Raw genomic sequence first — 18,987 nt, forward strand, 5'->3', positions numbered from 1 at the left:
GAGATAACGAACTTGATGGTACAGCGCCGGTCCAAAAAATACGCACGTTTCGAAGGAGTCGAAAATGGCCTTGTCAGACCAGGAAAATGATCCGGGCAACACGAAAGAGGCGATCCTGATCAGCGTCTACAGCAATGAAGCCAAGGCGCAACGCGCACTGGAAAAACTCATGGACAAGGGATTTCCCATGGACATGATCTCGGTGCTGGGGCGCGTCCATGCCTCCGGCGATGACGTGCTGGGGATTTATCACCGCACCGAGGGATCGCGCGTCGAAGCCTGGGCCAAACAAGGCGCGCTCTGGGGAGCGCTGTGGGGACTATTCGTCGGCGCCACCGGCATGTTCATCTTTCCCGGCCTCGGCCCCGTACTCGCGGCCGGCCCGATCGTGGAAGCCATCATCGGTGCGCTCGGCGGCGCAGCAGTCATGACTGGCGCCGCCGAACTGACTCAATTGGCTACCGCGATGCACCGGGTCGGCATCCCGGAGGAAAAGCTGGAACACTTGCACCGCGCCATCGAAGACGGACGCTTTTTGCTGCTGTTGCGCGGCGCGCGGAGCGAGTTGCAGGAATGGCGGGGAATACTCGGCTGGAGCGATGCGGAAGAAATACTGGAACTTCCCTACACCGGCTTTCAGGATCTGGTGTGACGTGAGATTGCCGCTTTCCGATGGCAGCAAGGGAGCGATCCAGATGATCCGCCTGCTTCTTTTCCTGTTTATCGGCAGCTTCCCGGCATTTGCCGGCGACCTGCCGCTGGGCGACATCCGGCTACCCCCGGGTTTTACCATCGGCGTGTATGCGGACAAACTGCCGGGCGCACGCTCCATGGCTTTGGCAACGGACGGGACGCTGTTTGTCGGCACGCGCAGTGAAGGCAAGGTCTACGCGCTACAGGACCGCAATGGCGATGGGCGCGCGGACCGGGTGCTGACGCTTGCCTCGGGCTTGAACATGCCCAACGGCGTGGCCTTTCGCGACGGAGCCCTGTACGTGGCGGAGGTGACCCGCATTCTGCGCTACGACGCCATCGAATCGCGCCTCGACAACCCGCCCCGCCCGGTGGTGGTAAACGACAAATTCCCCTCGGACACACACCACGGATGGAAATTCATCCGCTTCGGGCCGGATGGCCTGCTCTATGTCCCAGTCGGGGCGCCGTGCAACATCTGCGAGCCCGACCCGGCGCGCTACGCGGCCATTTTTCGCATGCGCCCGGACGGTACCGGGCTAGAGCGATTCGCCAGCGGAGTGCGCAACACGGTGGGGTTCGACTGGCACCCGGCGACCGGGGAATTGTGGTTCACCGACAACGGCCGCGACTGGCTGGGCAACGAACGCCCACCGGACGAACTGAACCACGCCCCCCGCCCCGGCATGCATTTCGGCTTTCCCAATTGCCACGGCAAACACATCGCCGACCCGGAATTCGGCGCCAAGCGGGCATGTGGCGAGTTCACCCCTGCTGCACAGGAACTGGGCGCTCACGTGGCCTCCCTGGGCATGCGTTTCTACACCGGCAAGCAGTTTCCCGCGACCTACCGCAACCAGATTTTCATCGCTGAGCACGGTTCCTGGAACCGTTTTCCGCCCAGCGGTTACCGCATTACCCTGGTCCGCTTAAAGGATGGTCGGCCGAACGGCTACGAAGTCTTCGCCGAGGGCTGGCTGCAATTCGGACTCGCCTGGGGCCGACCGGTGGACCTGCAAGTCATGCCGGACGGCGCCCTACTGGTTTCGGATGACAAGGCGGGCGCAATTTACCGCATTGCCTACCAAGGGAGATAGCGAATCTCGGCTTGGGCAAACCACGCGCCCTTTCCCCTCCGCGCCTTCCCTGACGATGATTTGCCTGTTCGAGAACCATAACCTACTAAACAACTCAAATATTCATTATCCAATTTCTGGAGATAATGAAATGAATACCCAAATGATTCTGGCCCTGGCCGTGACTTTCTTCACCCTGACCGGCTGCGCCAACATGAGTGCACAGGACAAATGCACTGCCGGGGGGGCCGTGATCGGCGGTGTCGCCGGATCGGTCCTGAGCAGTGGCAGCGGCGTAGGTACCGTGGGCGGCGCAGCGGTCGGCGGCGTGGTCGGTCACCAGGTCGGCAAGGACGGCAAATGCCTGTAGTACGGGTGCCGGGCATCCGGCCTCTTGGGGCGGCAAGGCAAGGGAACCACTGATCAAGTCAAACGCGGTCGCGACGTGGTTTTGCGGGTGCCAGGCAAGAAGTGAGGTGCGCCGTGCAGTCATTCTGCACCAGCGCCTCGCGACGCCGCATGGCGCCCGCAAAACCGCGTCCCTCCGGGTTACATCGAAAACGGGCTTGCGCCGCGTTGCGCTCCTCGGCATCGTAGGCTCGGCTACGACCTTCGTCGCGTGCCTTCTCGCCAGTGCGAGCGGCTTTGCCGCCGCTCTCGGCGGGGACGCCCCTTGCGGGTGTGCTCAAGCCCGTTTTCGATGTAACGCGATCCGCGTCTGACTTGATCAGGGGTTCCCTAAGGTTTGCGCGGCTGCTTCACGAAACGGATGATTTTATCCAGCCGGAAGCCCGATTCCTTACCCGCCCTTTCTGATCGCAGGCTCAGTTCCTTTTGCACCATCGAGCTGAATGCGACCAGGTTCTGCCGCGGATAATCGTCCAGCACGCCGCTATCCTGGAAGAACCGCGCGATCCACAACGAGTTCAGTTCCATTTCACCTGTTTCCTGGAAGTATTCCGTTGCTGCCATCTGCACGTATTCGGTCAATTTGTACATGCTTCTCTCCTCGCTTCTGCTGATGAAACACACTCTCGTTGCCACGCCATCAATTTTGGCCGAGGCTATGTTGCCCGACCGAGTCTGAAGCGCGCGGCGCGGAGCGCGCCATGGGGTACAGCGTTGTGCAAAATACAGGAAACGGCGCATGGAAATGAGGGAAAGCACGGAATACGGTAAAAGAACCGGAACAACCAGAAACCCGTGTGATTTTCAGCGATGCGGAGAAATCCAACTGGGCGTGGGACGAGACGGCGAAGACGTATTACTGGCATCGCTTCTTCTCCCACCAGCCGGACCTGAATTTCGACCATCCCCACGTGGTCAAGGCAGTGCAGTTGCCACCTGGTCCGGCAAGGAAACCACGAGCGTATTCTTCATATTCGGCTATTTACCGTTGCTTATCAGCTTGAGAATGCGCTGCTGTAGCGGCTTTTTCTCTTCTTCAATTTCACCGTACCTGGCAAGCAAGCGATTAGCCTGAACGTAGAGTTCCTCTCCACGACGCGCCGCATTCTTTTGTGCCGCAATCACATCAGCATAGTTGGGAACTTCCCCCATCGTCTGCATTGGCTGGATTTGGGTACTGTAGGGCAACTGGAAACTTCCGCGGATCAATTCCTGGACCATCTGGAATTGCTGGTAAATCGTTTGCTGCTCTTGATTAAGCATATTGACCGCGCTGTGAAGGCGCTGCAATTCGTTTGTTTCATCCGCCGCGGCAGCATTCAGGCTGAACAAAAATAACAGAATAAAGGCAAGGCGGCACATGAGTTTTTCCCTGAACCTGAGTAATGGCGTTACGTTGAGCCTTGAAAGGGGAGGAGCAAAACGGGGCTTGCCTCGGCTACTGGCGCACCTCGATATGGTTGATGACATTTCTGACGCGGTGCACATACCAGGTATCGGCATCGGCCTGCTTTCGCTCCTGCTCCCGGAAAACCAGGCCTTCGAGGGTGACCACGCGGTCTTCTGTTTTGACGCTGATCTGCTCGGCGGGCAAGAGGGGATCTTTTTCCAGCACCAGGCGTACCGCATCGCTGATCTCGGCGTCGCTGTCCTCTTCCGGCGGAGCCACCGCCAGCCTGTTGACGACGTCGCGACAGCCCGGCGCCCACCAGGCCAGCACGCCGGCCAGACGCTTGTGGGAAAGGCTGAGCACTTGTCCCTCCAGCGTAACGATCCCGTCCTCGATGAAAACATGGATGGCGCCGCCCGATTCCGGCTGGGTGTCGCGGACAATCTCTTCCTTTCCCTTGATCCATACCCGGATGGTGCAATTCTTCAGGGTTGGTTCCTCCGTCATGGCGACGATCACCGCATCACGCAGCGCGCCGTCCGCGACCGGAGAGGCGGGCGTCAGCCGCAACCTGTCTTCGGTATTCGGGGCGAACTCTCCGGCAAGTTCAAGCGCCAGCTTTTTGGCCGCGATGTCATCTACTTCGCCTTCGATCACCAATGCGCTGCCCGTGAAATTCATGCGGATATGATTGCGGTGCACGTGGACGCGCGGCTCACGCTCAAAGGCGGCACGTATCTCCTTGACGATTTCCTGGTCTGTCATGAGTGCACTCCTGGTAGTTCAGCACGGTTTGCGCCCGGTGGCGGTCGTAACGCCACCACCGCTCTACTTCTTGCTTTCTCCCTCGCAGGTGTTGATTCCGAAAATCGCATTGGCAGGGCAGAAGCGCACGATGGCGGTTACCAGCGCAATGGCCGCGATGACCAGCGCGACTATTCGCCACATCGTGTCGATGGGAGCCAGCAATCCGACAACCAGCAACACGATCCCGAGCACGATACGACCGGTTCGATCCATTCCTCCGACATTGCATTTCATGATGACCTCCAACCACGCCCGCTACGGATGATGATGACAAAATACACTGCTGAAGTAGGCAAATAAATACAGCAAACTATCCAAATTCTCGTGGGGAGGAAGGATAATGTGTGTAGGAAAAATGCGCCCGCCGCACCGCATTACCCTTCCCCATGCGGCGTGGATGCCCCTTGCAGTTGGGAATCATCAACATCATGAATCGCATTGCTCATCTCCTTGTTTTGTTGGCACTGCAGACGTCGCGTTCAGTGCGAACGCTTCCGAGCATTCGTGCTCGACCGACCGGTCTTGCTCAGGTATAAGGTCATGCTTGGTCAAGAAATACATAACTCACCCTATCGAACGACCTGTCCTTTCTCTCTAATCTCATCCAAAACATGGGCAGGCACAGTCAAATGCCATTACGAAACATCATTCTTGCGCTGCTGTTACCCGTTCTTCTGGGCAACGCCTGCGTTGCAGACGCCGGCCCACCGCAACAACCCGCGGTAAATGACTACCAGACTCACACGCTTGGCTTCGACGGCATCCGTTTTTCATGCAGGCCCGAGCAACTTGAAAAAATCGAATCCGGCATGGCCCGCTACCTGGCCTCCTTCGGGATCGCGCCAGAATTGGTCGTGAAAAAGGTGGACAGGAAGAATGGCATCTTGTTTTACACCTTGAGCACGCCGGAGGAAGACGCAAACACGCTCAATCTTCAAGACCGGCCCGAGATGCAGATCAAGGAGGAGGTCGTAAGCCTCCCGATGGAACACGGCAAGAAGAAAAACATTCAGACCGTGTCGAAAAAAGAAATCCTGCTCGCTCTCCTGCAGCACGGCCGTACAACAGAGTTCAAAGGCAGGGCGTGCAATATCGAAGCACTGAAGGACCACGTCGGAATCCGTCAAAATACAGTGGCTTGGGCGGAAGACTTAATGTGGATTTGGCCCGACGGCGGACCTGCGAATTGGAACGAGAAGCTCTGGAAGGACGGTACGCCCAAGCCGGGCTACCCCGTCTACAAGGCCGTCAACGATGTTTTCGTCAACCAGGCCAAATATTCGATCGGCTGCTACACGGCGACGAAACTCGTCGTGGTCCAGGGTGTGCTCGATTATTATCGCCGCATCAAGAAAGACAAGGTTCAGCTAAAGCGAGTGGTGCGCCGTCTTTTGGCCGACAAGGACCCGTTGGTGGCCGTCGAACCAGGAAGAATGTGGGACTTCGAAAAAGACTTCGACCCCCGGGAACAGAACAATCCGGGCAAACTCGTGAAAGTCGAATACGGCGCGGGGCCGAGGAATTTCGTCCCCGGCGACTGGGTTTATTTCCTCAACACGGACCCGGTCTCCTATCAGAAAATCGGCTACGAAGGTTCCAACGCGATTTACCTGGGGCGCAACAAGTTCGATGATTATTACAACGATAACAATCACTTCTACACCTACGACGAGAAACTGAATGAAGTGTACCAGTGGAGAAATGGCGTTTTCAGCCGGGCGCGTGATTTTGCCCGGATACAGCCGCTGACTCCGGAGGATCTGGAGCGTTTAAGTGCACCGCCATCCGAAGGCGGACTCCTGACAACCATGAGGGTTTTCCCCTATTTTTTCGGCTATGAAGAACTGCCGGTCAGGGAGGAATACCTGACTCTCGAATAGACCGCCTGTCATAGCTATGACACTTCGCTGCAGCCGCACCCTCGTGGCGCGGCTGCAGCTCAATCGTCGAGCTTTTTCCAAGGACGCAGAAAATGAATAACCGTCTCTTTACATTCGTCGGCGGCAACGCCGGCATCTGGCGCGTCGTCCAGATGAAAACCCTCGCCGGGGAGCATCTCCCTGCGCCGGTCATGGTCGATATCGTCGCAGGGCGGGATACCGGACCCGCATCTCTCGATGCCAAGTGGGTTCTTCACGGTATAACGAGCAACGAGCGCTACGAAATGCATGGAGAGAAGGAGCAGATTCTCGCGAAGCAGCCTGCGCTTGGCCGTTCCGAAGCGGTTTGCGCGGCGCTCATCGCTATTCGCAAGAACGCGTCCTGGTGGAACCTGCACCAGGACGAACGGCAAAGGATATTCGAGGAACAATCCAGCCACGCCCGCATCGGGCTGCAATATTTGCCCGCGATTGCCCGAAGGCTTCATCACTGCCGCGATCTGGGTGAACCCGAGCCGTTCGATTTCCTCACCTGGTTCGAGTTTGCCCCGTCCGACGAGTCGGCTTTCAACAAGCTCGTGGCGGAACTTCGGGCGTCCCCGGAGTGGCAGTTCGTGGAGCGGGAAATCGACATTCGCCTGGTACGCGAACCGGGCTGACCAGGCGCCGGCAGCGGCGGGGGCAAACCGTCAGTTCATCAACAGCCGCACGTCGTGCACGATATCGTCCACGTTCGAGTCGTAAGCGATGTGCAGGCGCAGGCGCCCTGCCGGGTCGAAAGCAAATATCCCGGCACTGTGATCCAGGGCGTAGCCCGCCGCCGAGCCCAAGTCCTGCTTTTGGTAATAGACGTGGAATTCTGCTGCGGCAGCAGACGTCTCCCGCTCGTCGCCATAAAGGGCGAGAAAGTCGCGGTTGAAAAACGGCATGTATTGGGCGAGCAGCGCGGGCTTGTCGCGCGCCGGATCGAGCGTAACGAACAGCACTTGCACCTGTTTCCCTTTCTCGCCCAGGCTGGCGACCGCCGCTGCCAGATTCGCCAGCGTTGTGGGACAGACGTCTGGACAATGCGTATAGCCGAACGTCAGCAACACCACCTTGCCGCGAAAATCGCCCAGCGAGCGCATTCGTCCGTTCTGGTCGGCAAGGTGGAAATCGCGAGCGAAAGCGGCGCCCCCGATATCGGTACCACGGAACTGCGGCACTTCCGTCCTATTCAGGCAACCGGCCAGCCATATGACCAGAAGGATCGCCAACCACCACGGGTATGCAAAGTTTTCCTTGTGCATGAGAGCTTCCCGGTTCAGCGCAGGTAATGATCGACCAGCAGCGCCGCGAACAGCAGCGTCAGGTAGGTGATTGAGTAGCGGAAGGTGCGCTGCGCCAGGCCATCGCTGTAATCGCGGTAGAGCCGCACGGCGTACCACAGGAAAGCCGCCCCAAGCGGCAGCGCGGCGACCAGGTAAGGCAGCCCGCTCATCCCCGAGCCGTAAGGCATGAGCGAAACCGTCGCCAGCATCACCGTGTACAGCACGATGTGCAGGCGCGTGAATTCGCTGCCGTGGGTGACCGGCAGCATCGGCACCCCGGCCTTGGCGTATTCGGCGGTACGGTACAGCGCCAGCGACCAGAAATGGGGCGGCGTCCAGGCGAAGATGATGAGGAACAGGATCAGCGCCTCGCCCGACACGCCGCCGCTGACCGCCGCCCAGCCCAGCACCGGCGGCATGGCGCCCGCCGCGCCGCCGATCACTATATTGAGCGGCGTGGCGGGCTTGAGCAGCAGCGTATAGACCAGCGCGTAGCCGACGAAGGTGGCGAAGGTGAGCAGCATGGTCAGCGGATTGACCAGGAAATACAGCAGCGTCAGCCCGCTACCGCCCAGCAGGACGGCGAATGCCAGCGCCTCGCCCGCCCCCAGCCGGCCTGCCGCCAGCGGCCGGTTGCGCGTGCGCGCCATGAGCATGTCGATCCTGCGCTCGACGATGCAGTTCAGCGCCGCGGCGGCGCCGGCCGTCATGGCGATGCCCGCCGTGCCGGCCAGCAGGGCCTGCAGCGGCACCATGCCGGGCGCGGCGAGCGCCATGCCGATCACCGCGGTGAACACGATCAGGCCGGTGACGCGCGGCTTGCACAAGGCATAGAATTCACGCAGCTTGTCCGGCCAGGGACGGGAATTGAGCAGCGTCAGTGCGTTCATCATGAATCCCTCCACAATTTCCAGTTCACTGCCACCATCAGCGCCAGCAGCAGCGCCGCCACCGCGTTGTGCAGCACCGCGGCAGCGAGCGGCAGGTCCCATGCGACATTGGCAAGCCCCAGGGCGATCTGGAGCGCGAGCAGTGCCAGCAACACCCAGGCGAAGCGGCGCATGCCTGCCTGGCGCAGCAGTCGGGTCGCGAACCCCGCCACGATGGCCGCGACCGCAAGCGCGCCGATGCGGTGGCTCCAGTGAATCGCCGTCAACGCATCGAGCGAAGGCGCGCCACGGGTCGAGAGCGAAAACGCCGCAGCCATGTCCATGGCGGGGTCCCAGCTGCCGCGGCAACTCAGTCCTTCGCCGCACACCAGCCCGGCATAGTGGGAACTGGTCCAGCCGCCAAGCGCGATCTGGGCAGCCAGCGCCGCCAGCCCGAGCAGAGCCCACAGGCGCAGCCCGCTGCTGCCGGCCCGCGCAACGCCGAATATGCGTGCTTCGAGTCCGATCCACACCAGCAGCGCCAGGGTCGCCATGCCGCCTAGCAGGTGGGCGCTGACGATGGCTGGCCGCAGCAGATCGGTCACCGTCCAGCGCCCGAGCAGCGCCTGAAATGCGACCAGGGCCAGGAGCAGCGCTGAAAGGCGCAAAATTACCGCGCGTTCGCGCCAGGAGCGCACGAAAATCCCGAGGATCAGCAACCCAAGGCTGCCCGCGGCATAGCGGTGAATCATTTCCTTCCATGCCTTGTGCGTTTCGACCGGACGATCCGGAAAAGCCTGTTGCGCCGCCTGCCGCTGTTGCGCCGTGGCTGGCGCCCCCAGCTGGCCGTAACAGCCTGGCCAGTCGGGACAACCCAGGCCTGCATCGGACAGGCGCACATAAGCACCCAAAGCCACCACGCCCCAGGCTAGCAGGATGGAAAACAGGATCAGCCGTGGAAAGGACATCTCAGCCCACCCACGAGTACGCCAGAAGTCGCGACAAGTCCTTGCGCATGCCGGACGGGTCGGCATCTCCGGTATAGCGCATGACCAGGTTGCCCATAGGGTCGACCAGGTAAATCCGCCCGCCCGGGACGGCGCCATCGGGCCAATGCGAGGCAACTTCCCCGCCTTCAGCCACGATCTTGAGGCCGGGGAAAACACATGTCAGCGTTGCCAAGCCAGTCGTCGTTACCCGCCCCCTGGCGACAAAGACGCGCTGCACGCGCCCTTCTTCGCGCCCTTGGGCAACCTGCACCTGGCGCAGGTAATACAGGCTGCGCATGCAGTCCGCCGCACATTCCGCCGGGCCGAAATAGAGCAGCGTCCATCTGCCGCCCATCTTGCCCAAACTGACGCGCGCTCCCCCATCCTCGCCCAGTACCAGGTTTCCGATCTGGCGCGGCGGTTGCACCAGTTCGCCGTGCGCCGAGTGCACAACGGGGCGCCAGCCGGAGGAATACAGCCATGCTGAAATCGCGATGGGCATGGCGAACAGTGCGCCCAGCAAGAGCACCATGCGCCAGCCGGAACCGACATCTGCATATTCGGGATCAAGTTCCATTGCCGTCACTCCCCTCTCGTTGAATACCCGCATACAAGTAAAAAACCAGCAGTACGCCGGCCATGCCGAACCACTGCACCGCATAGCCCAGATGCATCGCCACTTTTTCGTCCGGACGCGGCAGGTCGCACGCATAGCAACCCGGCGCGCCGGCATCCAGGCGCACGACGAACCTCTCCAGGGGGTACGGCACCTGCGCGGCAAAGCGCGCCAGATCGACGCTTTCCCAAACTTTGTCCGCGGCCGAGGCAGGAGTGGGGGCGAAAAACCTCGGCCGGGCCGGTTCCCACAGCGTGCCGCTCACTTCCACGATATTCCCCGGCGGCTCGGCGGTGGGCGGTGCGTCGCGGCTCCGCCCCAGCGGCACCCAGCCGCGATCGACCAGCACGCGGACGTCGCCGCCTGCGATGCGCAGCGGCGTCAGTACGCGATAACCGGCCTGCTCGCCGTGTATCTGGTTGTCGAGCAGGATCTGGCGATCGGCCTCGAAGTGCCCGCGCAGCAAAACGCGGTGGCCGCGCAGGCTATCGGCGCTCACCTGGGCTGGTCCGATACGCTTGAGCGGCGCATGTGCCACGGCGTCGACGCGATGCTGCAAAGCCCGTTTCGCATCAGCTTTGTGCCACTGCCACAGGCCGAGCTGTCCCAGCAGCGGCAGCAGCATCAGCGTCGCCAGCGTCTGCAGCAGCTTCGGTCGAAAACGGTAGCTCGCCATCATGCTTGCGCTTCCTCTATAATCGAACCATCGTTTTGCAAGGAGTAGGCCATGTTCAAGATCCTTGTACTCATCATGCTCGGCCTCGTCGTGGCCAGCCTGTTCTCCGCCCTGCTCTTTCTCGCCCGCGACCAGGGGCGCGGCGAACGCACCGCGCGTGCGCTGACGGTGCGCATATCCCTGTCCCTGCTGCTCTTTGCCATGCTCATGGCGGGCTATCACTTCGGCCTGATCCGCCCCGCCTGAGCCGTCAAAGCTGCCGTGTCGCTTCAAGCTGAATGCTGATAGCTGATAGCTAACAGCTACCTACAGCCAGTACACGAACACGAACAGCATCAGCCACACCACGTCGACGAAGTGCCAGTACCACGCTGCGCCTTCGAAACCGAAGTGTTCCTGCGGCGTGAAGTGCCCCTTGATCGCGCGTCCCAGCACCGCGCTCAGGGTGATGGCGCCGATGGTGACGTGCAGACCGTGGAATCCAGTGAGCATGAAAAAAGTGGCGCCGTACACGCCGGCACCCAGCGTCAGCCCCAGTTCGCTGTAGGCGTGGTGGTATTCGTAGGCCTGGAAGCACAGGAACGCCACCCCGAGCGCTACCGTCGCGGCCAGTCCGGCGATGATTTGCGGACGCCGGTTCTTCAGCACGCCCCAGTGCGCCCAGGTGACGGTCGCCCCCGAACTCAGCAGGATCAGCGTATTCAGCGCGGGGATGCCCCATGCCGCCATGGGAGTGAAGGGCTTGCCCGCCGGGCCGCTGGTCGGCCACGTCCCGCTGTAGCCCGGCCACAGCAGGCCGGTCTGGCCAAGCTCCGGCGCCGATATGTTGCGCACGTAGAACAGCGCGCCAAAAAAGGCGGCGAAGAACATCACCTCGGAAACGATGAACCACACCATTCCCCAGCGGAACGAACGGTCTTCCCAGGCGTGGAACTTGCCGCCCTGCGTCTCCGCCACCACGTTGCCGAACCAGCCGAACAGGACATAGATCACCAGCGCCGCGCCGACCGGCATGAGCCATTTGCCCAGCCCCTCGCCGTTGAGCTGGAGGATGAAGCCCAGCACCAGCAGGAACAGCCCGCTCGCCAGCGTCGCGGGGTAATGGCTGGAGTGGGGAACGTAATAGCCTTCGCGCAATTCGCTCATTTGTCGCCTCCCAGCGCCACCACCGTTCCCTGATTGGGGAAAAAGGCATAAGAAAGGGTGAGAGACTGCACGTCGGCAGGCAAGTCACGCTTGACCACGAAGGTCACCGGCATGTCCCTCTCCTCTCCCGGCTTCAGTTCCTGTTTGCTGAAGCAGAAACACTCGATCTTCTTGAAATGCGTCGCGGCGAGCGGCGGGCTGACGCTCGGAACGGCACGCCCCACCATGGGCTTGTCCGACAGGTTCTTGACCCGGAACCACGCAATCGAGAGCTCGCCGGGGTGTACCTTCATGGCGCTGCGGCGCGCCTCGAAGCGCCACGGCAAGTCGGGCATCACGTCGGCGTTGAAAGCCACCGTAATCCAGCGCGGATCGTGCACGAAAACGGTTTCCGCCGGCTGCACGGTGCTGGCAGTCTTGCCGTTAAGCCCGGTGGCGACGCAGAACACGTTATACAAGGGCACCAGCGCGAAGCCGAAGCCGAACATCGCCAGCGCCGCGGCGGCCAGTTTCATAGCCAGGCGGCGGTTGGCGCGCTGGAGTTGGTCAAAATCCGCAGTTGTCATGGTGCTCACTCCACCCGCGGCTGAACCTGGAAGGTGTGGTACGGCGGCGGAGAAGGCAGGGTCCACTCCAGCCCCTGCGCGCCCTCCCAGACTTTTGCCGGCGCCGGCGGTCCGCCGCGGATGCATTTCACCACCACGTAGAGGAACAGCAATTGCGAAGCGCCGAGCACGAACGCCCCGATGCTCGAAATCATGTTGAACTCGGAAAACTGCAGCGCGTAATCCGGGATACGCCGAGGCATGCCGGCCAGGCCGAGGAAGAACTGCGGCATGAAAGTGAGGTTGAAGGCCACCGCGGTGAGCCAGAAATGCCATTGCGCGAGCTTCTCGCTGTACATGTGTCCGGTCATCTTCGGCAGCCAGTAGTACACACCCGCCATCACTCCCATGATGCCGCCGGCGAACAGGGTGTAGTGGAAATGCGCCACCACGAAGTAGGAATGGTGGTACTGCGCGTCCGCCGCCGCATCCGCCAGCACCAGGCCGGTCAGCCCGCCGATGCCGAACAGCACGATCATGCCCAGCGCGAACAGCATCGGCGCCTCGAAGGTCATGGCCCCGCGCCAGATGGTGGCGATCCAGCAGAAGAACAGCACCGACAGCGGCAGCGAGATCGCCATGGTGCTGTACATGAAATACAGCAAGGCGCCCGTCGGCATGCCGGTGGTCATGATGTGGTGGCCCCACACTACCACCGACAGCACGCCGATCACCCAGAAGGCGTAGACCTGGGCGCGGTAGCCGTAGATCGGCTTGCGCGCGAAGGCCGAGAGGATGTGGGGAGTGACGCCCCACACCGGAAACAGCACGATATACACCTCGGGATGGCCGAAGAACCAGAACAGGTGCTGGAACAGGATCGGGTCGCCGCCGCCCGCGGCACTGAAGAAATGGGTGCCGAAATGCCGGTCGGCGAGCAGCATGGTGACGGCGCCGGCCAGCACCGGTATCACCGCCACCAGCATGAAGGCGGTGATCAGCCAGCCCCAGGCGAACAAGGGCAGCTTCATGAAGGTCATGCCGGGCGCGCGCAGGTTGAAAATGGTGACGATGATGTTGATCGACCCCATCACCGATGAAATACCCAGCAGGTGGATGGCGAAGATGGCGAAGTCGATGCCCATGCCGTCCTGCACCGAGAGCGGCGCATAGAAAGTCCAGCCGGTGCCGATGGCGCCGCTGCCTATTCCGAACAGGGCCAGCGCGAAAGGCATCAGCAGCAGCAGCGCCGCCGGCGGCAGCAGCCAGAAGCTCCAGTTGTTGAGGCGCGGCAAGGCCATGTCGGGCGCGCCGATCATGAGCGGGATCATCCAGTTGGCGAAGCCGGTCGCGGCCGGCATCAGCGCCATGAAGATCATCACCAGCGCATGGACGCCGATGAGCTGGTTGAACAGCTCGGGCTGCATGATCTGCAGGCCGGGCTGGAACAGTTCCGCCCGCACCAGCATGATCATCGCCCCGCCGACGAAAAACATCGCCAGTGAAAACACCAGGTACATCGTGCCGATGTCCTTGTGGTTGGTGGTGAACAGCCAGCGCGTCACCCCCCGATGGCCGGAGTAACCGTGTTCGAGTGCCACGTCAGCGGTAGTCATGGTTTCCACTCCCTGTTTAAACCGGCGCTCCGTTCGTCAGCGCAACGTTTTCACCTGCGACGGCTGCACCATGTCGCCCATGTGGTTGCCGAAGGAATTGCGCTCGAACGTAACCACGCCGGCGATGTCGACATCGCTCAAAGTGTTCTTGAACGCCTGCATCGCGGTAGCCGGCTTGCCGTTCATCACCCGGTCGAGGTGGCCGTCCTTCACCAGCAAGCCTTTGGCGTCCAGCATCGGGCCGTTGACGATCTTGCTCCCGGCAAGCGCCGGGAATGCGCCCGGGACGCCCTGGCCGCTTGCCTGGTGGCAGGCGGCGCAGATTTTTTCGTATAGCTCCTCGCCGTGCTTCATCAGGTCTCCACGGCTCCACACGTGCCCGGCGCTGGCAGCCTGAGCTGCCTGCCCTGCCTTCTTCTGCGCCAGCCACTGGCGGTAATCGGGCTCGCTCACCGCCTGCACCACCACCGGCATGAAGCCGTGGCCCCTGCCGCACAGTTCGGCGCACTGGCCGCGGTAGATCCCGGGACGTTCGATCAGCGCCCAGGTCTCGCGGATGAAGCCGGGGATGGCGTCGCGCTTGACGCCGAACTGGGGGACCCACCAGGTGTGGATGACATCGGTCGAAGTGAGCAGGATGCGCACTTTCTTGCCGACCGGCAGCACCAGCGGGTTGTCCACCTCGAGCAGGTAATGCTCGTCCTTCTTTTCGCGGTTGGCGATCTGCGCTTGCGGCGTCGCCAGCGTGCTGACGAACTTGATGCCCTGATCGGGGTATTCGTATTGCCATTTCCACTGGCTGCCGGTGATCTTTATCACCATGTCGGCGTCGGTTCGGGTGTCCTGCATCATCTGCACGCTATGGAAAGCGGGGATGCCCATGAGAATGAAATCGATGCCGGCGAAGATGACGAACGGAACGGTGGTCCAGAAAACCTGTGCGGCGGTGCCGGGGCCGGTGAACTTAGCCGGTTCGACTCCCCGGCTCTTGCGATGGGTGAAAATGGAATAGATCATGATGGCGAACACCACGGCGAAAATCGCCAGGGTGATCACCATGAACTTGTTGTGCACCTGCAGGGTGTCGAGCGCGAGCGGCGTGGCCGGCGCGGGGAAATTCCACGCCAGTTCCGCGCGGACAGGCCAAGGGATGGCAGTGGTGATTGCACCCAGCAGCATTGGTATTAATGGCTTTACATGCATGCCCCCTCCACCCATGGAATCGGGCTGTTTGCGCCGGCCTGGTAAAGCCGGCTGTCACGCGCAAACACTCCGGATCCCGCAATCGGACTGCCACAACCACACCCCAGCACCCAATCATGATTACTCAGATGAATTGGCTGACTTCCTTCTCTGCCCGAAGCCAATCGTCCAGATCGCTCCCGGCCGCGAACCCCCGTTGCTGCGCGTGAAAATAGGCCGCCTCGGCGATCATCTGCTCACGTTCAGGGGATTGCGCGTGACTTTTTGCCTGTTTGCTCTTGGCAGTAGTTTTGACTGCTTTTTTGACGCTGGATTTTTGCATCTCCATCACTATCTCCTTTTCAATTAATGACAAAACACCATTGATTTAACTTGGCAAATACTCTTGTCCCGAGCCCCACAGCGTGGCACTAACGGGCATGGCGAAGCGCCGCCCCGAATCATGAAGCAACGCTTCGCCATACCCGTTTCCCTCTCTCCTTGCTTTCTCCCAGAGGGAGAGAGGAACGAAGGCAACGCTTCGCGTTGTTTCACGTTAATGGGCGCTCAACCTGTGGCAATCATCCTGCCAGCGGCAATGAAAATCGACACAGGCAAATCTCGAATCGGTGGCAAAGCACTCCTTTTCGCCCACTTCCCGAATCGCCCTGACCAGCGCTGCATGCGATTCATGAAAGTTGCTATTCATTTGTTTCCGCGCGTCTGCGTGCTGCTGGCATGGTGAAATTTCATGCATTTTTCTTTCCTTGATTGGCAAGACGGCTCTTGTTCTTGTTGTGCTAAAAATGGGTTGTGGCCTGTATATGCAGTTTAATTTCCCACTTGAATAAATCTATGTGGATGATCACATATGGACTTAGGTGATTTCCCCTAGTAAAAAACGCTTGGACGCGTCGATCCATGGGGCTGTCTGGAATGTCGCTAGTGGTCAACGGCCGAATTCTATAGAATAAAATTTCGCTTCCGGTTATTGCCGAAGGGAATCCCATGGCTGTGTTGGAGCTCAGGAACGTTACGCGCCGCTTCGGCGATTTCGTGGCAGTGGACAACATCAGCCTCGGCATTGAGGCGGGAGAATTCTTTACCCTGCTGGGGCCATCCGGCTGCGGCAAGACCACCATCCTGCGCATGATCGCGGGCTTCGATTTGCCCGACGCGGGCCAGATCCTGCTCGACGGCAAGGACGTCACCGACACGCCGCCCGAGAAGCGTCCGGTGCGCACCGTGTTCCAGAGCTACGCACTGTTCCCGCACATGACAGTGGCGCAAAACATCGCCTTTCCGCTCAAAATGGAGCGACTTCCGTCGGATACCATTCGTCGCCGCACGCAAGAAACACTCGAACAGGTGCGCCTGACAGACAAGGCGAATTTTTACCCGCGCGAACTTTCCGGCGGGCAGCAGCAGCGCGTGGCGCTGGGGCGCGCCCTGTCCAGTTGTCCGCGCCTGCTCTTGCTGGACGAACCGCTGGCCGCGCTGGACGCCAAGCTGCGCGAGGAAATGCAGATCGAGCTGATCAACTTGCAACGCGATGTGGGCATCACTTTCGTCTTCGTCACCCACGCACAGGACGAGGCGCTGGCCCTGTCGCACCGCATCGCGGTGATGCGCCAGGGGCATGTCGAGCAGGTGGACGAACCCTCGAAATTGTACGGTTCCCCCAAGAGCCGGTTTGTCGCGGGCTTCGTCGGCCACATCAACATGCTGGAAGCCGAGGTGGTCGAGGCTGCGCACGGCCACACCCGCCTCGCCATCGCCGGCCTGGGCGAGGTCGCTGCGCCGCCGGTTACCGGCATTGAGGCCGGTGCGAACGGTGCGTTCGCCATCCGCCCCGAGCAGTTGCACATCGGCATTCACGGCGAAGCGACGGAACTGAAGAACCATTTCCCCGGGGTTGTCTCCAATCTGCTGTATTGCGGCGATGTCACGGTGTACAAGGTCAAGCTTGCCGGCGGCCAGATGATCGAGGCCCTGCTGCCCAATTCTGCGCCGGGGCGTGCCCAGTTTTTCAAGGCGGGCGACGCGGTAAGCGTCGGCTGGCGCCATGATGCGGGGGTGTTCCTGCATGAGTGACAAGTACCCCATACTGTCGAGACCCGCGCGCCTTACCAAATGGCTGGTGAGCGGGCCGCCATTTCTTTACCTGCTGCTTTTTTTTGCCGCGCCCGGCATCATCATGGTGCTCGCCTCGCTCCGTTATCCCGGCGAGTTCGGCGGACTGGCGCCACTTACTGCCGCGCCCGGCACCCTGCATGGGCTCACGCTGGAAACCTATCGCTTCTTCTTCAGCGATTTCATCTACACGGAAATTTTCATCAAGTCCTTCCTGGTCGCGCTCGCCACCACCCTGATCTGCCTGGTCATGGCCTATCCGCTGGCGCTGCTGATCGCGCGCAGCCCGAAGCGCAGCCGCGACTTCATGGTGCTGCTGGTGATCCTGCCGTTCGCCAGCAATTTCCTCATCCGCATCTATGCCTGGATGATTCTGCTCGGGCCGCAGGCGGCGCTCAGCCTGCTGGTCAACAGCCTGCTCGGCCTGATCGGCCTGGGACCGGTTCACTTGCTGTTCTCCCCGTTTGCGGTGCTGGTCGCGATGGTCTACGTGCACCTGCCCTTCATGACGCTGCCGCTGTACACCAACCTGGAACGGCACGACCCGGTTCTGCTCGATGCCGCGCAGGACCTTGGCGCGAACGCCTGGCAGCGCTTCTGGCGCGTGACCTTCCCGCTCTCCCTGCCGGGGATCTTTTCCGGCTCGGTGCTGGTGTTCATCCCGGTGCTGGGCATGTTCGCCATCCCCGACATCCTCGGCGGCACCAGCGACATGCTGGTCGGCAACCTGATCAAGGAACAGTTCCTCGGCACGCGCGACTGGCCGTTCGGCTCCACGCTGTCCATCGTGCTGACCATCGTGGTGCTGCTCTGCGTCTGGCTTGCCGCCAAGCTGGGCAGCAAGCGGAGGCGTTATGCATAACGGCGCCGGGCGCAGGGGGATGTGGCTATGGGCGGCCGCGCTCGCGGTGTATGCCTTCCTCTACCTGCCCCTGCTCATCGTCATCGTCTACTCCTTCAACGATTCGCGCCTCAACGCCGAATGGGTGGGCTTCACCTGGCACTGGTACGACGTGCTGCTGCACGATGAGGACATGCTGGCTGCGGCGGGCAATTCGCTGTTCATCGCCGTGGTGTCCAGCTTTTCCGCAACCGTGCTCGGCACCATGGCGGGTATCGCCATGTACCGCTACAAGATGAAAGTGCTGACCTTCATGGTGATGGCGCCGGTGGCGATGCCGGAAATCCTGCTCGGCGTCTCGCTGCTGCTGTTTTTCATCCAGGTGCTCAACCTCACGCTGGGCATGCTTTCCATCGTCCTCGCGCACATCACCTTCTCCATCGGCTTCGTCGCCATCGTCGTGCGCACCAGCCTGGCCGGCCTCGACGAAAGCATGTTCGAGGCGGCGCGCGACTCGGGCGCCTCGCCCTGGGAGACTTTCCGCTACATCACCTTCCCGCTGATCCTGCCGGGCGTGATCGCCGGCGGCTTGATGGCGTTCACCCTGTCGCTCGACGATTTCGTCATCACTTTCTTCACCGCCGGGGTCGGTGTGAGCACTCTGCCGCTGCGCATCTACTCGATGATCAAGATCGCCGTCACGCCCGAGGTGAACGCGGTGTCCACCCTGCTGATGCTGCTCACCCTGACCATCATCGTGCTGGCCTCGCGCATTGCGCCCAACGTGCTGCGTTTTAAAACATGAAGAGC

The 18,987-nt window shown here is 61.2% G+C and carries 25 protein-coding genes and 1 pseudogene; 11 read left to right on the forward strand and 15 right to left on the reverse strand.

Annotated elements, in window-relative coordinates; genetic code table 11:
- Positions 1–64: 64 nt before the first annotated feature.
- The 3 genes from SKTS_RS12005 (at position 65) to SKTS_RS12015 (ending at position 2,139) form a co-directional block, all read left to right on the forward strand.
- Positions 65–652, forward strand: a complete 588-nt coding sequence (locus SKTS_RS12005) for a general stress protein (protein WP_173065161.1) — start codon at positions 65–67, stop codon at positions 650–652.
- 1 nt (position 653) lies between these two features.
- Positions 654–1,790: a PQQ-dependent sugar dehydrogenase gene (locus SKTS_RS12010; protein WP_244617323.1), complete on the forward strand. Its 1,137-nt coding sequence runs from the start codon at positions 654–656 to the stop codon at positions 1,788–1,790.
- Positions 1,791–1,920: 130 nt separating this feature from the next.
- The gene (locus SKTS_RS12015; RefSeq protein ID WP_173065164.1) at positions 1,921–2,139 is read left to right on the forward strand and encodes a glycine zipper 2TM domain-containing protein; all 219 of its coding nucleotides are present in this window, start codon (positions 1,921–1,923) and stop codon (positions 2,137–2,139) included.
- Positions 2,140–2,197: 58 nt separating this feature from the next.
- Here SKTS_RS12015 and SKTS_RS12020 read toward each other — a convergent pair whose 3' ends face one another.
- A complete protein-coding gene (locus SKTS_RS12020; protein ID WP_173065167.1) occupies positions 2,198–2,458 on the reverse strand; it encodes a hypothetical protein in 261 nt (86 codons plus the stop codon).
- 49 nt (positions 2,459–2,507) lie between these two features.
- Positions 2,508–2,768: a hypothetical protein gene (locus SKTS_RS12025; RefSeq protein ID WP_173065170.1), complete on the reverse strand. Its 261-nt coding sequence runs from the start codon at positions 2,766–2,768 to the stop codon at positions 2,508–2,510.
- 197 nt (positions 2,769–2,965) lie between these two features.
- Here SKTS_RS12025 and SKTS_RS19200 point away from each other — a divergent pair.
- A pseudogene (locus SKTS_RS19200) lies at positions 2,966–3,103 on the forward strand (alpha-amylase family glycosyl hydrolase); the annotation flags it as partial.
- A gap of 52 nt (positions 3,104–3,155) precedes the next feature.
- Here SKTS_RS19200 and SKTS_RS12035 read toward each other — a convergent pair.
- The 3 genes from SKTS_RS12035 to SKTS_RS12045 form a co-directional block, all read right to left on the reverse strand.
- Positions 3,156–3,539: a hypothetical protein gene (locus SKTS_RS12035; protein WP_173065176.1), complete on the reverse strand. Its 384-nt coding sequence runs from the start codon at positions 3,537–3,539 to the stop codon at positions 3,156–3,158.
- Between the two features lie 76 nt (positions 3,540–3,615).
- Positions 3,616–4,332 (reverse strand): BON domain-containing protein, encoded by a 717-nt coding sequence (locus SKTS_RS12040; protein WP_173065179.1) that lies wholly within the window; start codon positions 4,330–4,332, stop codon positions 3,616–3,618.
- Between the two features lie 63 nt (positions 4,333–4,395).
- A complete protein-coding gene (locus tag SKTS_RS12045) occupies positions 4,396–4,608 on the reverse strand; it encodes a YgaP family membrane protein (protein ID WP_173065182.1) in 213 nt (70 codons plus the stop codon).
- A 395-nt stretch (positions 4,609–5,003) separates the two neighbouring features.
- Here SKTS_RS12045 and SKTS_RS12050 point away from each other — a divergent pair, with 395 nt between their 5' ends.
- Both SKTS_RS12050 and SKTS_RS12055 read left to right on the forward strand, forming a co-directional pair.
- Entirely contained in the window at positions 5,004–6,254 is a 1,251-nt protein-coding gene (locus SKTS_RS12050; RefSeq protein WP_173065186.1) for a hypothetical protein, read from the forward strand.
- Positions 6,255–6,346: 92 nt separating this feature from the next.
- Complete coding sequence (locus SKTS_RS12055; protein WP_173065189.1) at positions 6,347–6,913, forward strand: chlorite dismutase family protein; 567 nt, start codon at positions 6,347–6,349, stop codon at positions 6,911–6,913.
- A 30-nt stretch (positions 6,914–6,943) separates the two neighbouring features.
- Here the strand turns inward: SKTS_RS12055 and SKTS_RS12060 are convergent, their stop codons facing one another.
- The 5 genes from SKTS_RS12060 to SKTS_RS12080 are packed head-to-tail and all read right to left on the reverse strand — an operon-like array spanning position 6,944 to position 10,717.
- The gene (locus SKTS_RS12060; protein ID WP_173065192.1) at positions 6,944–7,543 is read right to left on the reverse strand and encodes an SCO family protein; all 600 of its coding nucleotides are present in this window, start codon (positions 7,541–7,543) and stop codon (positions 6,944–6,946) included.
- Positions 7,544–7,557: 14 nt separating this feature from the next.
- On the reverse strand, positions 7,558–8,454 hold the full coding sequence (gene cyoE / locus SKTS_RS12065; RefSeq protein ID WP_425315644.1) for a heme o synthase: 897 nt from the start codon (positions 8,452–8,454) through the stop codon (positions 7,558–7,560).
- A complete protein-coding gene (locus SKTS_RS12070; protein WP_173065198.1) occupies positions 8,454–9,401 on the reverse strand; it encodes a COX15/CtaA family protein in 948 nt (315 codons plus the stop codon). The genes cyoE and SKTS_RS12070 overlap by 1 nt, the downstream gene beginning before the upstream one ends.
- A 1-nt stretch (position 9,402) precedes the next feature.
- Positions 9,403–9,999 carry an SCO family protein gene (locus tag SKTS_RS12075; protein ID WP_173065201.1) on the reverse strand — a complete coding sequence of 199 codons (597 nt, stop codon included), beginning with the start codon at positions 9,997–9,999 and terminating at the stop codon, positions 9,403–9,405.
- On the reverse strand, positions 9,989–10,717 hold the full coding sequence (locus SKTS_RS12080; protein WP_173065204.1) for an SURF1 family protein: 729 nt from the start codon (positions 10,715–10,717) through the stop codon (positions 9,989–9,991). The genes SKTS_RS12075 and SKTS_RS12080 overlap by 11 nt, the downstream gene beginning before the upstream one ends.
- A 48-nt stretch (positions 10,718–10,765) precedes the next feature.
- Here SKTS_RS12080 and SKTS_RS12085 point away from each other — a divergent pair, with 48 nt between their 5' ends.
- The gene (locus tag SKTS_RS12085; protein WP_173065207.1) at positions 10,766–10,960 is read left to right on the forward strand and encodes a twin transmembrane helix small protein; all 195 of its coding nucleotides are present in this window, start codon (positions 10,766–10,768) and stop codon (positions 10,958–10,960) included.
- Between the two features lie 60 nt (positions 10,961–11,020).
- Here SKTS_RS12085 and SKTS_RS12090 read toward each other — a convergent pair whose 3' ends face one another.
- The 5 genes from SKTS_RS12090 to SKTS_RS12110 form a co-directional block, all read right to left on the reverse strand.
- Entirely contained in the window at positions 11,021–11,860 is an 840-nt protein-coding gene (locus SKTS_RS12090) for a cytochrome c oxidase subunit 3 (RefSeq protein ID WP_173065210.1), read from the reverse strand.
- Positions 11,857–12,426 carry a cytochrome c oxidase assembly protein gene (locus SKTS_RS12095; protein ID WP_173065213.1) on the reverse strand — a complete coding sequence of 190 codons (570 nt, stop codon included), beginning with the start codon at positions 12,424–12,426 and terminating at the stop codon, positions 11,857–11,859. Before SKTS_RS12095 ends, SKTS_RS12090 begins: the two co-directional genes overlap by 4 nt.
- Positions 12,427–12,431: 5 nt before the next feature.
- On the reverse strand, positions 12,432–14,021 hold the full coding sequence (locus SKTS_RS12100) for a cytochrome c oxidase subunit I (RefSeq protein WP_173065216.1): 1,590 nt from the start codon (positions 14,019–14,021) through the stop codon (positions 12,432–12,434).
- A 36-nt stretch (positions 14,022–14,057) separates the two neighbouring features.
- On the reverse strand, positions 14,058–15,200 hold the full coding sequence (coxB, locus tag SKTS_RS12105; protein WP_244617324.1) for a cytochrome c oxidase subunit II: 1,143 nt from the start codon (positions 15,198–15,200) through the stop codon (positions 14,058–14,060).
- A gap of 148 nt (positions 15,201–15,348) precedes the next feature.
- On the reverse strand, positions 15,349–15,552 hold the full coding sequence (locus SKTS_RS12110) for a DUF2934 domain-containing protein (protein WP_173065222.1): 204 nt from the start codon (positions 15,550–15,552) through the stop codon (positions 15,349–15,351).
- A gap of 114 nt (positions 15,553–15,666) precedes the next feature.
- On the opposite strand from SKTS_RS12110, the gene SKTS_RS12115 reads away from it, so the two are divergent.
- The 4 genes from SKTS_RS12115 to SKTS_RS12130 all read left to right on the forward strand — a co-directional run bounded on the left by SKTS_RS12115 (position 15,667) and on the right by SKTS_RS12130 (position 18,982).
- A complete protein-coding gene (locus SKTS_RS12115; protein ID WP_173065225.1) occupies positions 15,667–15,948 on the forward strand; it encodes a hypothetical protein in 282 nt (93 codons plus the stop codon).
- A 263-nt stretch (positions 15,949–16,211) separates the two neighbouring features.
- Entirely contained in the window at positions 16,212–17,297 is a 1,086-nt protein-coding gene (locus tag SKTS_RS12120) for an ABC transporter ATP-binding protein (protein WP_173065228.1), read from the forward strand.
- Positions 17,290–18,198 carry an ABC transporter permease gene (locus tag SKTS_RS12125; protein WP_244617325.1) on the forward strand — a complete coding sequence of 303 codons (909 nt, stop codon included), beginning with the start codon at positions 17,290–17,292 and terminating at the stop codon, positions 18,196–18,198. The genes SKTS_RS12120 and SKTS_RS12125 overlap by 8 nt, the downstream gene beginning before the upstream one ends.
- The gene (locus tag SKTS_RS12130; protein WP_173065234.1) at positions 18,191–18,982 is read left to right on the forward strand and encodes an ABC transporter permease; all 792 of its coding nucleotides are present in this window, start codon (positions 18,191–18,193) and stop codon (positions 18,980–18,982) included. The genes SKTS_RS12125 and SKTS_RS12130 overlap by 8 nt, the downstream gene beginning before the upstream one ends.
- Positions 18,983–18,987: the final 5 nt, after the last annotated feature.

This window comes from Sulfurimicrobium lacus (assembly GCF_011764585.1).
Taxonomy (GTDB): Bacteria; Pseudomonadota; Gammaproteobacteria; order Burkholderiales; family Sulfuricellaceae; genus Sulfurimicrobium; species Sulfurimicrobium lacus.